The sequence below is a fragment of the Pseudoalteromonas sp. XMcav2-N genome (assembly GCF_024124545.1).
In the GTDB taxonomy this organism is placed as follows: Bacteria; Pseudomonadota; Gammaproteobacteria; order Enterobacterales; family Alteromonadaceae; genus Pseudoalteromonas.
The window spans coordinates 504,892-519,488 of record NZ_JAMXSF010000001.1 but is presented as its reverse complement, the minus strand read 5'-3'; the positions used below and the strand labels follow the sequence as shown (position 1 = coordinate 519,488).

At 44.5% G+C, this 14,597-nt stretch carries 13 protein-coding genes and 1 pseudogene; 4 read left to right on the top strand and 10 right to left on the bottom strand.

The genetic code is table 11. The features are described 5' to 3' along the window. Window positions 1-11: 11 nt before the first annotated feature. Window positions 12-764, top strand: coding sequence for a LytTR family DNA-binding domain-containing protein (locus tag NH568_RS02090; RefSeq protein ID WP_253044335.1), 753 nt, complete (start codon window positions 12-14; stop codon window positions 762-764). Between the two features lie 108 nt (window positions 765-872). Here the strand turns inward: NH568_RS02090 and NH568_RS02085 are convergent, their stop codons facing one another. The 3 genes from NH568_RS02085 to NH568_RS02075 all read right to left on the bottom strand — a co-directional run bounded on the left by NH568_RS02085 (window position 873) and on the right by NH568_RS02075 (window position 3,137). Continuing rightward, entirely contained in the window at window positions 873-1,640 is a 768-nt protein-coding gene (locus tag NH568_RS02085) for a ribonuclease H family protein (protein ID WP_235411572.1), read from the bottom strand. An 89-nt stretch (window positions 1,641-1,729) separates the two neighbouring features. After that, window positions 1,730-2,506: an SDR family oxidoreductase gene (locus tag NH568_RS02080; RefSeq protein WP_253044334.1), complete on the bottom strand. Its 777-nt coding sequence runs from the start codon at window positions 2,504-2,506 to the stop codon at window positions 1,730-1,732. Beyond that, on the bottom strand, window positions 2,499-3,137 hold the full coding sequence (locus tag NH568_RS02075; protein ID WP_253044333.1) for an NAD(P)H-dependent oxidoreductase: 639 nt from the start codon (window positions 3,135-3,137) through the stop codon (window positions 2,499-2,501). The genes NH568_RS02080 and NH568_RS02075 overlap by 8 nt, the downstream gene beginning before the upstream one ends. Window positions 3,138-3,240: 103 nt before the next feature. Between NH568_RS02075 and NH568_RS02070 the strand changes: the two genes are divergently transcribed. Together NH568_RS02070 and NH568_RS02065 are read left to right on the top strand one after the other, a co-directional pair. Continuing rightward, window positions 3,241-4,131, top strand: coding sequence for a LysR family transcriptional regulator (locus tag NH568_RS02070; protein WP_253044332.1), 891 nt, complete (start codon window positions 3,241-3,243; stop codon window positions 4,129-4,131). Between the two features lie 89 nt (window positions 4,132-4,220). Then, window positions 4,221-4,373: pseudogene (locus tag NH568_RS02065) on the top strand (IS256 family transposase); the annotation flags it as partial. A gap of 969 nt (window positions 4,374-5,342) precedes the next feature. Here the strand turns inward: NH568_RS02065 and NH568_RS02060 are convergent. The 5 genes from NH568_RS02060 to NH568_RS02040 all read right to left on the bottom strand — a co-directional run bounded on the left by NH568_RS02060 (window position 5,343) and on the right by NH568_RS02040 (window position 8,564). Beyond that, window positions 5,343-5,831 (bottom strand): hypothetical protein, encoded by a 489-nt coding sequence (locus NH568_RS02060; protein WP_253044331.1) that lies wholly within the window; start codon window positions 5,829-5,831, stop codon window positions 5,343-5,345. Between the two features lie 367 nt (window positions 5,832-6,198). Then, complete coding sequence (locus NH568_RS02055) at window positions 6,199-6,519, bottom strand: hypothetical protein (protein WP_253044330.1); 321 nt, start codon at window positions 6,517-6,519, stop codon at window positions 6,199-6,201. Between the two features lie 77 nt (window positions 6,520-6,596). Continuing rightward, entirely contained in the window at window positions 6,597-7,115 is a 519-nt protein-coding gene (locus NH568_RS02050) for a hypothetical protein (RefSeq protein ID WP_253044329.1), read from the bottom strand. A 443-nt stretch (window positions 7,116-7,558) separates the two neighbouring features. Next, the gene (locus NH568_RS02045; protein WP_253044328.1) at window positions 7,559-7,918 is read right to left on the bottom strand and encodes a hypothetical protein; all 360 of its coding nucleotides are present in this window, start codon (window positions 7,916-7,918) and stop codon (window positions 7,559-7,561) included. Between the two features lie 163 nt (window positions 7,919-8,081). Further along, complete coding sequence (locus NH568_RS02040; RefSeq protein ID WP_253044327.1) at window positions 8,082-8,564, bottom strand: hypothetical protein; 483 nt, start codon at window positions 8,562-8,564, stop codon at window positions 8,082-8,084. 785 nt (window positions 8,565-9,349) lie between these two features. On the opposite strand from NH568_RS02040, the gene NH568_RS02035 reads away from it, so the two are divergent. Continuing rightward, window positions 9,350-11,569, top strand: a complete 2,220-nt coding sequence (locus NH568_RS02035; RefSeq protein WP_253044326.1) for a GGDEF domain-containing phosphodiesterase — start codon at window positions 9,350-9,352, stop codon at window positions 11,567-11,569. Here NH568_RS02035 and NH568_RS02030 read toward each other — a convergent pair. Further along, window positions 11,566-12,468: a LysR family transcriptional regulator gene (locus NH568_RS02030; protein ID WP_253044325.1), complete on the bottom strand. Its 903-nt coding sequence runs from the start codon at window positions 12,466-12,468 to the stop codon at window positions 11,566-11,568. The two genes, NH568_RS02035 and NH568_RS02030, sit on opposite strands and share 4 nt — an antisense overlap. A gap of 458 nt (window positions 12,469-12,926) precedes the next feature. Next, window positions 12,927-14,480 (bottom strand): AbgT family transporter, encoded by a 1,554-nt coding sequence (locus tag NH568_RS02025; RefSeq protein WP_253044324.1) that lies wholly within the window; start codon window positions 14,478-14,480, stop codon window positions 12,927-12,929. Window positions 14,481-14,597 lie beyond the last annotated feature (117 nt).

The following is a 14,597-nucleotide window of genomic DNA, read 5'->3' as shown; positions in this document are numbered from 1 at the left end:
CCGAGCCGTGTATGACTAAGAAAACCGTGATGATCGTCGACGACGAACAGGCAGCCAGACAACAGTTAAGAGAAGTGATCAGTGGTTTTGATGAGCTCACCCTTGTTGCCGAGGCAGCCGATGGCAAATCCGCCATTGAACAGATCATGCTTAAGCGCCCGGATATTGTGTTTCTGGATATTGAAATGCCAGAGCTCAATGGCTTTGATGTCGCCAAAGCGACGCAGGATTTGCAGTATCAGCTGGTTTTTATGACTGCGTACGAACAATACGCATTGAAAGCCTTTGACACCAATGCCATCGACTACTTAATCAAACCCGCCAGGCCGGAGCTGATTGCCAAAAGCATAGGCAAAATCATTCGTCAGCAGATTCAGAGTAAGCCGTCGGGTACCGCAGCGTGCCTGACGCTCAGTGATCATGCACAGCAAAAGATCATTGAATTTGATCACATCAATTACATTGAAAGTATTGGCCGCTATCGGCGGGTGCACCTGACCCAGCCCGGAGCAGACATACACAACACAGAGACTATTATTTCTGAGCAAACGCTTGATGGCTTTTGCAGTCAATTGCCCGAGTCACAATTTTACCGGCTGCACCGCAGCTACATCATTAATGCCACGCAGCTGTTAGCGCTTAAATACCAGGCCCGCAAACACTTTGTGCTGCTGGCAGGCGCAGATAATCCAATCCCGGTATCACGGAGCTTTGTGCAAACTCTGAAGGCGCGGATCGCTGAACGGACGCAAACTGAGGACTGAGTCACACAGATTTAAAGGACAAAATAGCCAGCCCGGATGACGCCTTCGGGATGGCTGATGTGGTTTAAGTTAGCTATTGTCGCCATTGTCTCTTGTTATGTTTATTTATCAACCAGCACGCAGTGCCAAAAGTTCAGGAATATTATGAGTTTCTCTATACAAAGAAAGACTCTCATCCTGAGACTCAATAGCCAGAATGGACATCCTATCAGCTAACTCATTACCCTCAATGCCAACATGCCCATTCACATGGTGAATCGTAATTTGAGATGATATCTCTTGGTAGAGAGAATAAGCTGGTTTAATTATGTCCAAATTTTTAATTTCACCGCCTGACTTAGTCCAACCTTTATTCTCCCAACCACTAGCCCACTTTGTAATACAGTCGATAGAGTATTTTGAATCGCAAAAGATACCAACTGAACTTCCTGTTGCTAGCTTTTCCTTTGCAAGCAGTAGAGCCTGGTTGAGTCCATGAAGCTCGGCAGTATTGTTAGTACCGAATGATTGGTACAGACCATACCAGAGCTCGGTTAGCTTGTTGTTCTCATATACCGCAAGGCCCGTCCCTGCCTCCCCAGGGTTCGGTTCACAAGCACCATCAGTGTAGATTTTCACTTCAAACGGCATTGCGTCTATTTGTTCTTGAGATAAGGGCGCGGATTTCAATTTGCTGGATGTTTTAACAACATTGGCTTTCGCCTTTGGTGCTGTTGATTTTGCTTTTTTACCGAACGCAGACTCCGCTTCCTCTAAAGTTGGAAACGATTTAAATCTCGCTCCCGCAAAGCCGTCAACTAATGACTTACACTTCGCCCACGTTGTAAAAATGCCTGTCTCTCGACCTTTCCAAACCACATAATGTTTTTTAGCCAAACTGCACTCCTAAACCCAAATTGATCCGACACGCATAACGCTTCAATCAGCCAACACTTTAGCGGTCGGCTGGTTTGACTTGGTATGAGTTACTTCACAGGAAGACCCACACGCTCCCTTCCTTCGGGTGTTTTAATTGAAAAGTCAGTGCCTGCAAACTCTTCTCCCTCTGGACCACATAAAAATGAGACTGCTTTGGCCGCCCATTCAGCTGGGATATGTGCCGACCACTCCAAATCGCTTACCACATTAATCTTAGCATCACGAATTTTCGACATCATATCAGTGGCTACCGTGCCTGGCGAGAGGCCTACAACTCGAATATTAGTGCCTTGAAGCTCGCGATGTGCAACTTCGGTTAGTTTCTTCGCCGCGACTTTAGTTGAACAGTAGTGACTCCATCCGGGTAACGCACTATTAGCAGCACCTGAACTCATATTTACCACAACGCCATGACCCGCCTCAACCATATGAGGAAGTGCAGCACGCATACCGTAATATACACCTTTAAAGTTGATATCCGCGGCCAGTGCCCACTCTTCAGGGTCACTATCGATTAAATGCGCGAGTGGCTCAATGACTCCAGCATTATTGATTAAGAAGTCTATTTGTCCTGTTTGACTGATACAGTACTCAACAGCAGCATTTACAGACGAATAATTGCTAACGTCGCAGTGAAATGCAAAGGCAGTACCGCCTTGATTCGTTATCTTCTGCGCTGCTTTTTTTAAGCTATCAGTCGTTCTCCCAACAAGCACAACCGTAGCCCCGAGCTCAGCAAACAGTTCCGCTGTTGCCAGACCTATTCCTCTGCTTGCACCCATAATGAGCGCAGTTTTTCCCGAGAAATTTAAAGCATTAGACATTTTTATTTCCTCCTTTCAATGTTTTGTTTATTTGCGAATAAAGCTCTGCTTTTGCTACTGCCAGTTGATCTGAATCTAGTATCGACGTGCCTTCAATTCTAAATACTTCAAGTTCGTTAATGCCTATAAACTTAAGCAGAGACACCAAATACGGTTCGAAAAAATTCATATCAGACAGTTCGCCACCTTGGGTATAACCTGTTGCACCATAAGATAATGCCAGTATCGCTCGCTTCGTTTTAGCCAAACCGTTAAAGGAATCACCATCAAATGCAAATGTTTCATTCACCCTTACAATTTGATCAATCCATGCTTTAAGTGATGAAGGAATACTAAAGTTATAGATAGGCGCGCTAATTATCAGCGTTTCGGCCTCTGCAAGCTCAGCAATCAATTCATCCGATAAGGCGATGGCTTTTTTAAGGTTTTGAGGCAGGCTTTCTTTTGCCGCGTAAAAACCTTCTATCGTTTCTTGGCTAATAACATCAATATGCTGGGTCGATAGGTCTCGTCTAATGACGCTCCAATCTTCGCTATTAGAAATGAGCGATTGCTCTACTGCATCAGCAACCGCTCGTGAATGAGACGAATTGTCTCTTGGGCTAGAATCCAATCGTAATATTGTTGGCATTGTGTGCTCTCTTACTGAGTGTTAAGCGATAGAAGCATCATACTCATCAAAAAAAATCAAAAAACCAGATGAAACGCAAATCATTCGTGCGTATGATGCACTAATGGATATTGAGCAAATACGACTTTTCATTTCAGTTTACAGAGCGCGAAGCTTCGCTGCGGTTGCTAAGGAGTTGAATATGGCGCCTTCATCTGTGTCCCGAGCGATTGCTTCACTTGAAGAAAAACTTCAAACACGATTATTTCAACGTACAACTCGTCGCCTTGCCCCCACTCAATCAGGAGAACACTACTACCAACGGGTAGAAATCCTAATTGAAGAGTTAGAACTTGCAGAGCAAGAAATTCTTACTCAAACCTCCGAACCATTCGGTACGCTGAGAGTGACTGCTTCGACATCATTCGGTCAAACTGTTTTAGCCCCTCTGATGAAGGGGTTTCACGCTCAATATCCCAAGATTCGAGTAGAGCTGACGCTTTCAGATAGTCAATCAAACATCATCGACGAGCAATTTGATTTAGCAATTCGTCATGGTAATTTGAGTGATAGTAGCTTTATTGCAAGAAAGCTAATCGACGTTCGATACCTATTGGTGGCCAGTAAAGAATATTTAGAGGCATCTTGTTCAATTCAAGCCCCGCAAGATATTCAAAAGCATCGACTAATTAGTTTCAGTTATAATAGCTTTAATAAAGAATGGAATTTTAGGCAGGATCAAAATACCGAAACGGTCTCTATCAGCCCAATGCTAACAATTACCTCAGCATCAGCCATTAAGGAGTGTATAAAAAGTGGTTTTGGCATCTCTTTACTACCAGATTGGATCATTAGAGAAGAATTAAAAAACAAAAAATTAGTGAGTATCTTAGATGATTGGCATATCAGCGGAAAAAATTTTAACAACGCTATTTGGCTGATCTATCCAACTCGAACTTTCATACCAGCAAAAACAAATGCTTTTATGGCATATTTGCAAACGAAGGTTAGTTAGACTCTTCCTCATAACGCCTTGATCTGCGGGAGGGGTAGTGTTCAAAATTCTGTGTCATTTCACTATTATGATTAAAACAGGAGTGACACATGACTCAAAACTTCGATATCGACAAAGCCGTTAAGGCGCTACAGGCTGGTCAGGATCTGACTGGCAAAGATGGTATTTTAACGCCGTTGATTAAGCAGATCACAGAAGCGGCTTTAAACGCTGAACTCGAGCAGCACCTCGCCAACAAAGACGACACCCACCACAAGGTTTCCTTTATCAGAAACACACTGTACGCCAGTTTGGGGTGGGTGTCTCTGAGCCTTATAAAGAAGCTAACTTCTTTCTCTGAATTTCTTATAAATAAACCTGGTTGTTACGACCAAAGCTCCAATCAAAATAGAATACAAGGGCATCTCAAAAAAGAGCATATTCATTGCTCGTTGACCTTCATGACTCGCTTTTGAAGCCCAAAGTAACCCAGACAGACAAAGCACTAACCAGGGTGCAACCGCAACACTAAGGCGAAGCTTGAAACAACCGAGCGCAAACTTAAACTGAAACCAAACGGCGATTGCAGGAATAACTAGCAGCCCCCCAAACCAAAACAAAACACCACCCAGTTCGATGCAGTAAGCGCATAAGATAGCCAATGTTGAAATTACTAGATTAACGACATTATGTTTGAATATTCCGTCCATATTTCCTTTTTTATAGCCTCGCTGCATCGAACCTACGTATGCCTCTAGCCATATCGGCTCTTACCTGAAAACACGTTCAGCTGGCTTACCCACACAACCGTTATATTGCACATTATTAGGCCTGGCTATTTCCTACTTATCAAGTATCCATGGTTTTAGAGCAAATGGGTTCGACACAGACTTTAACCCTTCTCTGGTTGCCTTACTTTATAAAATAATCAAAGCACTCTTGGCAGATCCAATGACCGTTTGCACTATATGCGAAGCCTGAAGCCACATCGTGAGTTTTAAAAATAGTCCAATAACAAATTGCACAGTGTTCATGGTCATTTTCTTTTCGATATTGTTGGTAATCCCAAACCAAGGCTTTACACCAAGATACTTCTTTCTCAATATCAGAATAGCCATACCTGCCCATGGATCATAACTTTTTCATCAAGCATCCCACAGCCTTCTCAGTTAGAAATAACGATTATGCTCTTTTAAGCACACACTGTGCCTTATATATTGAGTTTTTTCGTACTAATTTTTTATAACGTACCACTGACCAAAAAGGTGCTCTACACAGTGAGTATTGGGTAAACAAACATCTTTGGGGTTTACGTTACCAAACGCATACATACCTTCACCTATACCGTTTTCACCTTTGTATGAAAAAGCTTTCCTAACTAACCACGCCCCCCCATAATTTTGTAGCCAGAGAGCATGAATAGCTGAATCTTCAAATGGCTTGACTATTCTGCTTAAGTCCGGCTTGTCCACTTTTTTATATTTAGGTTCGCCGGCTACCCAAGCTAGCGAACTCTCTTCTCTTAGTGACGATTTACCCAACCATTGTATGGAAACATATCCTTTTTTCTCAACTTCCTTCATTGCATCAATATATTGTTCTGAGTAAATGTAAACATAGACTAAATGTTTCACCTTAGTTTCAGGCCAATAAGAAATAGTCTTAAAGAGTACTGTAATAATTATTGAGAGAAGAATTAAATAAAGCAGTAGCTTTTTCATGAGTCTAGTACCATCCAGGCAGAGAAAACGTTTGGGCAAGTTTTAACTTGGGAGCATTTGAAAATATTGTAAAAGCTAGTCAGGAGGTAAATATTGATGCCAGCAGCTATCAACTCACCACGGCCAACAAGGCAACTATTGACCTCTTTTTACTCAACTGATTGGGACCCTGTAACAGATTCAGTGTAACTGGCATTGTATCTCACCTTATTTCCAACCAAACACAAACTAATTAGTACTTCTTCCACCCAAAACGCCTTTAAATGAGAAAATTGCCACCACCGCCATGAGAAACGCAAACTACCGGGCTCAATTGAGTGTCACTGCCGCTCTTGTCTGGTGTGTTACATTTACTATTTAAGTTAACTTATTGGTCTTTATACCAGCCAGCCCAATCTGGTGGCTCAGGGTATTTTAATTTATAGGCGTTAATTTCTGCTTGCGATGAGTGCTCAAAATACACTCCGATATAGTCCGTTAAGTACTCCTCTCCAATACCCATCCGCCAAAAAAGACTACCCGGCTCATGCTCAGGATACTTCTCCCAAGGCGGTATTGGTGGCGAATTTTTTAACTCATCGTCATATCTCTGTCTGAGCATTGCAGCCCACTCTTTTTTGTGATTAAGGTAAGCAGTCCAATCCTCTTGTGACACCCCCTCTGGTGGGGAGCTATTATCTGTAGCCATACATAAACCTGATAAAAAGAGAAGAAGCGGCAAATACAGGAGCCTAGCTGTTAACGCCATAGTGTCTTGTTATATTCCTAATCGCTATGTTCTAGACTAGCAAAATTTGATATTTCAAAAAGTTTATCACCAAGCTCAACTAGCTTACCGAGATTCCTTCTTTCCCAAGCTGCGTTGGGTGCCCAAAGACAGGTTTCAGAATATGAGCTTCCACTTTTCGGCTTAAAGCACCATGTAGACCCGTCCATGCCATGCACACTATCGGTTACTAATGTAGCTTGAACGGCTCTGTAAAGATCCTTGATATACTGGGAGGTCTTGACGTCTAACCTGGCCAATGACTCATGTGTTATCGTAGTTTTTAAAGGGCCACGAGTTGATACCGGCTCTATATATTCTGACACAACGTAACTCGTTTCATCAAAGCAAAACTTAAAGTTATAGCTGCCATGAAAAGAGGTTACGACTTCCAGCTCGAACAGTTTACCACCGAACAGTTCATTTTCAGAACAGTTCGGCACTGTGCCAGAAAACGTATTGAAGCTTAATACAATAAAGAGTAATAAAATTTTTCTCATATCTAAAATGGCATACATCGCTTGCTTCTGGGCGTCCTATCATATCAATATTTCAAGTCAGCGTGATAAGCGCATAGTATCGTTTAACACCATTTAATATGCCAAATACTGACCAAATTACAATACTATGCGAGAAGCCACAATCCTATACGCTATGCTTAGTAGAGGCTGCCGACAGATTTATGCCAGACGCCTTAATTCATTGGTGCAGACAACTGAAGTTTTGCCTGATAGACATTAATTTTGCCTACCGACTTTCACTTATCTAACTGACAAAGGGATATCGGAGATTGCCGCTATAGATAACAAACGTGTTAGCCAACAATTTTACGTCGATTTGTTCCAAGCTAAAGAAGCATTCGTATTGTCCCCCATAATAACACATGCTTGAGGGACTTTTTATATGGGGGCTGCACCAGTGCCGCAATCAAAGGAAGCGCTTACGTTGCCATGCTAGTTGTTTAGTTTGGCAATTTGATACGTTTAAACATGAATACTTTTGTACCACTTTGAAGCTTCAGCTCATCTTTAGTTTTTAGTAAAACCTTTAGCTTCTGCCGGTTGGCATTCTCTTGCAAAAAAGATTGCTGCTTAATCTTTCGATCCAAGAAAAAGAAATAGTTGTTACCTATTTCAACTTTCCCAGTTTCGATTATTGGTTCTTTTGGGTCCAAACCGTAGCAGTCATTAAAAATGATAAAGTTATTACCACTTAACTCTAACACATCGGGACATTCAATTTTTTCATCGTATTGAAGCCAAGTTTCAGCATTTGCCGAAAAGCTCAGTAGGAATATAGAGATCGCTACCATTTTGCTCATACCAAAGATTACCAACGCCCACCTCTGGGGTGTCTTCAAAATCATACTAAAAACGCTTCAACTCATTAGTACTGGCAACGAAGCAAGTACTAATTTATATGCTAGATACATTTGCTGGGAGACCTCAATTATGAAAGCTCCCCCAAGCAAATTTTCACCCTTTCTATGTGATGTTTTCAGAACAAGTAAAATACATTTTTGTACCCAGAGAAATTTGCTCACTATTAAATTTTACTGTAAAAACTTCATCGGAGGCTGACTTCAGCGCCACAACAAAATCATCACCTCTCTCAGCTCGCGCTAGGATATCAGACACTTTTATCCCTGTTAAATAAAAGTACTGAGCATCTTTGCTCTCTACCTTGTTGAGCTCGTTTCCATCAACATAGAGCTCAAATGGATAGTCACCTTTAACGAATGCAGTGTTATCCACCCCAGAAATAATGAAATCTAAAGTATGTTGCCCCTTTTGGAAACCATTGCTTTTTTGTAATTCAGACAACTCGTACCCTTCCCCTTTAAAAGTGAAGCTGGAATAGATACTTACATTTAATTCCGGTGAAATTTCAACACTTGAGTTTTGCCATAGAATACACACAGACTTTTTAAATTCAGGCTTCCAGTACCCTCCATACGGAAGCGCCATACTGCTAAAACTTATTAGAACCAAGATTAAAAAACTGAATCTAAACATACAAAAGCCACTCAACGCCTTACTCAAAAAAACCATCATTTCGAGCATTTATTACTTTAAATAACAATAAACTACCACCACTGTATGCTTTGCTCAAGCCAAAGCGACTCTATTGAAACTAAACCATGCGCCTAGCAAAATTTGAGTTTTGTGTGTCATTTTCCGTTTTAATACACACCCCCTCTATCCTAACTGATATAAACAAAAAGGTGTGCTCAAATGGATGCTAAGCAACTTGATTTACTAATATCGGCAATCCCAGGGGAAAATAGTAAGTCCATCAAGTTACGTTACTTTATAAACGTATTTCCAAGGTTCAAACTAATACCAGAAACTACGTGTCGCGGGTTTACTCCCTCGACACAAAAAGTAGACGTATTTCATGCTTCTCTGACATGCTTCAATAGTCTGGTGGCACTTTCGCACCGTGTTGTGATGGATCCCGGCTCGCAAGGGTACGTGATTAGTTGGAACTGTGCATGATACAACGAGTGCGTATATCACGTTCACTGCAACAAGAGTCTGCTGCCATGTACTTGGGTAGATCTCAGCTCACATGCGTCCCAGATGACAAGATTGTTAATGAAATTACGAGGTTGTTTGCCTAATTCCCCTCCACTATGTTGAAAAAAACCGCAGTTAAGCTGATTTAGCGCAGGTTTTACTACCTCTACCCATTGAATTGCAGCTCTTATGGCCTTAGTATCGGGAAAAACAATAATAATAACTGTAACGTTTTGAGTTCTTTAAGCCGCTTTTTCTTACTAGAAGAAGAAACCCAATCACCAGGTCAGGTGCCTAACTGGCGTGTTAGTGCGCTGCGTATCATTTTGGTGACAGGACTGTTATTGTGTCTGGGGATCTTCGTCAACAGCTTGCCTGCTGCGTTGGCATTTGAACTTGACTATGTGCTGGCGCTGACATCTGGCTTTACGCTCACCATAGGTGTACTGCTTACACTAAGCCGTAGTGCCTATCAACTGTGCGCGCACCTGCTGATGATTGCCATTGTGGCCGCAGGGGTGGCCATCAAGTTATTTATTCCACTGCTCCCCCTTGCTCAATTAGGGTCTATTTTTGTTTATATTACGCCTATTCTGGCTTTGTTGTTACTGGGTAAGCGCACTGCGATTTTTTATGCCATATTGAATATCGCGCCGTTTCTGATGATAGTGCAACAGGTAAATGTTTCGCTGATCCCGCCGGGTGAGCGCATGCTGGTCGATGGCGATATCTATATTCACTTTTTGCTGTTTTTCTTTTTTAACTGTACCGTGCCACTGGCTGTGTGGCGCACCAGTTTGGCGGCCAGCCGACTCAACCTGCACATGGCCAGTAACAACGAACTGCTTGCCTCTCAAAAACAAATCTACCAACGCTTCTTTCAAAAATCTTTCCACGCCATCGCTTTAGTTGACCAAGACTTGAATATTGTAGAAGCCAATGAGAAGGCGCGCAGTTTACTGGGGATCCAGACTCAGCCCCTGCCCTGTAATTTTGCCCGTGTCACACAGGACGACCTGAGCTACCTGCTTATTAACAACGATTTGTTTGATGCAGATGTGAATGTCTTTCGTGTGGGCGAGCGGACCATTGAACTGGCCTCGCGGGAGTATCACTCCGAGCAGCTATGTGCCTGGTACCTTAACGATGTCTCCGATCAGCACCAACTTCAGCAGGATCTGCTGGCTTTGGATGTTGCGCATCAGCAAGCTAAGTATTTTGATGCCAGAACCAATTTGCCCAATAAAACCTGGCTCACTGAGCAGTTACAAGTGCATATTGACCGTGGGCGGCCATTTGCTCTGCTGATCGCCGAAAACCTCAACAAACACGTACTGGACTACCTGATTGATGGTGAACTCCATAAACATTTGTATGGCCATATTAACCAGGTTGCAGAACACGACCCCAGCCTGCTCGACCAGATAGCTTATATTGGTGCGGGCCGGCTGGCGATTATCATTGAACCCGACGCGCCTGTGCTGGAAGTCGCGCAGCGCTGGCATCAACACCTGGATTTCTGGCTTAAGCTGGGTCAGCATCAATTTCATGCGCGCTACGCCGTGGGCATTGCAACCTACCCAGAGCATGGCTACATTCCTGAGCGCTTATTGAAAAATGCGCAGCAGGCGTGCGAACTGCGCAGTCCGGGCGATGACCTGGCCATTTTTGATCACGGCACCCGACGCCAGACACTTGCCCGCCATGAAATGGCCCTGTTGCTGGAAAAAGCGCTGGAACATGACGAATTACAAATTGTGCTGCAAAGTAAGCACGACAATACCCACTCGGTGATTGGCTATGAGGCACTCGCGCGCTGGCACAGCCCACTGCTGGGATGGGTGTCTCCCGGTGAGTTTGTGCCTATTGCCGAAGAGTTTGGCCTGGTCAATCAGCTGACGCAACGTATTTTGCACAAGGTTTGTTATACACTTCAGAGCCACCCGGATATTCACGTGCCAATTGCCATCAATATCAGCTCCCGGGATATTGCCTGTGAGCAATTTGCCCGTAAAACCCTCGCCATTGTGCACAGTTACGGCCTGAGCCCGCGCATGTTTGAATTTGAACTGACAGAATACAGTTTTGCGGACGATCACAATCAGATCATGGAAGCGCTGGATAAAATGGGGTTCAGCCTCAGTATCGATGACTTTGGGATTGGATATTCTAACATCGCCCGGGTTTTGGCTTCGCCCATTAAACGCCTCAAACTGGATCGCTCTCTGGTGACTCAGATCACCTCAGATCAAAAGCAACAAGCTCTGTTGCTGGGGATCCTCACTATGTGTGATAACCTGGGGATTGCTGCGCTGGCGGAAGGGGTTGAAACCCAGCAGCAGCTAAATAAGCTGCTTGAACTGGGCGTTAAAGAGTTTCAGGGCTACTGGTTTAGCCGTCCGGTTGCGGTTGAACAGGTACTCGTCAAAACACATCAAATGCAGGAACTTTAAGTCTTTTCCTGCGCTTCAAGCGCCATACACTGGTATCTGAGCTCACCGATAAACGCCCGGGCTGCTGGTCCCAGTGTATCTCCGTCTCTAAAGATCAGATTAAGCTGCGCCAGACGCGTACGATTGTGCGTCAGTTTTAATGGTAGCAGTGCCCCGCTACTGAGTTGCTGTGTTATCGCGCTTCTGGGCAGCCAGGCAAAGCCCAGCCCCTGTGTTACCATATCCACCATAGTGCGCAAGTGGCTAACCGTCCAACGCTGATCAGCCCCCAGCCAGCCACTGTCTGTGCCTTTACCCAGCGCAGAATCTCTGACCACTATCTGCCTGAAAGACTTAAGATCTTCCAACGTCAGTTCACGGTCCAGCTGATGCAAGGCATGCTTGGGGTGAGCAACGGCCACAAACTCAACCTGACACAGCTGCTCGCTGAATCCATCGGTCAGTACCATAGGTGAAATAGCAATATCGACCTTGGCGTGCTGCAGTGCCTCAAAGGAGCCTGAGAGGATAGATTCAACCAGTTCAATGCGCAGCAAAGGATAGGCCTGAGAAGTCGCCTCCAGCACTTTATAAAGCAATGTCTGAGGAAATATTTCATCTACCGCTATGCGCAGGTGGCTTTCTACCCCTTTAGACAGAGTCTGACCGACCGCTTCAACTTTCTCGGCTTCATCCAGCAAATAACTGGCACGGCGCAGCATCATTTCGCCCGCCTCAGTCAGCCGGGTTTTACGCCCTTCGACCTGGAACAACTTAACTGACAGGGCCATTTCTATTTTCTGAACAGCCGTATGAATGCTCGACTGGCTCTTATGGATAGCCTTGGCAGCCTGGTTAAAACCACCATGTTCTACCACAGCGCGAAGCATACGCCACTGCTCAAGCGTGACTCGTAACATTTCACCTTCCTCGTTAGTTGACCGTACCGGCCCTTTGCCTGCAACTATTCTAATCTATTCAAGTACTTTTCTCTATTAACACACACTGCGTGCGGCTTCTGCGCAGTTAGCATACAGCTGAATAGACCACGCAAAATTAAACCCCTGAACATAGATCAATTGTCATAATTTAGTCATTTAATATGGGTATGATGCGCTCGCTCTTAACCAATGTGTGCTCTTTTTGGTTACTTTGATTTTTGAGCCTCCCTTGAATATTTACTGCACGGAGGCAGTACAATTTCCCTTGGTGCTTTTGGCCCAACCAATAGCAAATCCACGTAGCCGGCGGACGCCGGCTTTTTTCTTTGCGACTGCCAAACAAAATATGAGTTTGAATTAATACAAAGCAGGAAGTGAGAGAAGGATGAGGCTCTGCGGCCCCATCCAGCGGCGAGTAGGTTTTACCTGAGAGGTAATTAACCCGCAGGGTAGATGTAGCTAGATTGCAGGCCCAGAGGAATACTCAAACCCCAGTATGCCAACAGGAATAAGCTCCAGCCTATCAAAAAGGCGATAGAGTATGGCAGCATCAGCGCCAGTAACGTGCCAATACCCGTGTCTTTAACGTACTTCTGGCAGTACACCACCACCAGCGGAAAATAAGGCATCAGCGGGGTAATGATGTTTGAACTGGAATCACCAACCCGGTATGCCGCCTGAGACAAGTCAGGTGAAATACCCAGCTGCATTAGCATAGGCACAAAAATTGGGCCTAGCAGTGCCCATTTTGCCGAGCTGGAACCGACAAATAAGTTTACAAAGGCAGTCAGGAAAATAATACCAATCACGGTCACAGAGCTTGGCAGTGCCATTGCTTTTAAGATCTCAGCCCCTTCGATGGCCAGCAACGCACCCAGATTTGACTGGCTGAATGCTGCAATAAACAGTGCACAGAAAAACGCCATCACAATGTAATAAGACATCGAGTTCATCGATTTACTCATTGCATCTATCATGTCTTTTGAAGACTTAAAGGTACCCACCATAAAGCCAAATACGGCCCCCGGGATCCAAAACAATAAGAAGATCAGCGGTACAATCGACTGCATGAGAGGAGCGCTAAAGTCCGTCAATGCACCACTTTTACTGCGCAGTGCCGAGTCTTCACCACTGGCGGCGAAGATAAGCAGGCCAATACCCGCCAGCATAACCGCAGAGGCGGTGTAAAAAGCCGAACGCTCTTTGCTGGTCACTTCATTGAACTCTGGCAGGTCGTCGGTGTCGCCATCGACTTTAGTAGAAGCCAGGCGTGGTTCAATGATTTTATCAGTAATGTACCAGCCCAGCAGAATAATAAAGACGCTTGATGCTGAGGTAAAGAACCAGTTATTCAGAGGGTTGACCGCGATATCCGGGTCAATAATTTGTGCTGCACTTTGCGTAAAGCTCTGTAGCAACGGGTCTATACCAGACGGGATAAAGTTGGCACTAAAACCTCCACTTACACCCGCAAACGCAGCCGCGATACCCGCGAGCGGGTGACGACCCATGGCGTAGAATATAACGCCAGCAAGCGGGATAACCAGAACGTAGCCAGCATCAGTAGCTGTGTGGCTGACAATCGCAATCAAAATAATAGAGGGAGTAAGCAGTGCCTGAGGTGTGCGTTTAAGCATGAGCTTAAGACCTGCATTAATGAAACCCGAATGTTCAGCAACACCAACACCCAACATAGCAACCAGCACTACGCCCAAGGGAGCAAAGCCGGTAAAAGTTTTAACCATTGATGCTAGAAAGCCCGCCAGAGCGTCACCACTGAGTAAGTTGTGGACAACAATCGCCTCGCCGGTGCGCGGATCGATAGCATCAAAGCTAACACCTGAAAACATCCAGGATAACAGCCAGATAAGCAGCATAGCACCGAGGAAAATCATGGCCGGATCGGGCAGCTTGTTCCCCACCCTTTCTATATTATTGAGGAATCGCATAACGAAGCTGGCGTCGTTATTTGCGTTTTTCGCTTGTTCCATAGTTAATCCCTAAAAAGAAAATTAGCCAACTTTAACTTAACAACCGTAACAATGCCAATTCATTTGTTCCTTTATCCATTACGTGGGTATTATTTATGCGTTATTTTGCGTTGACGC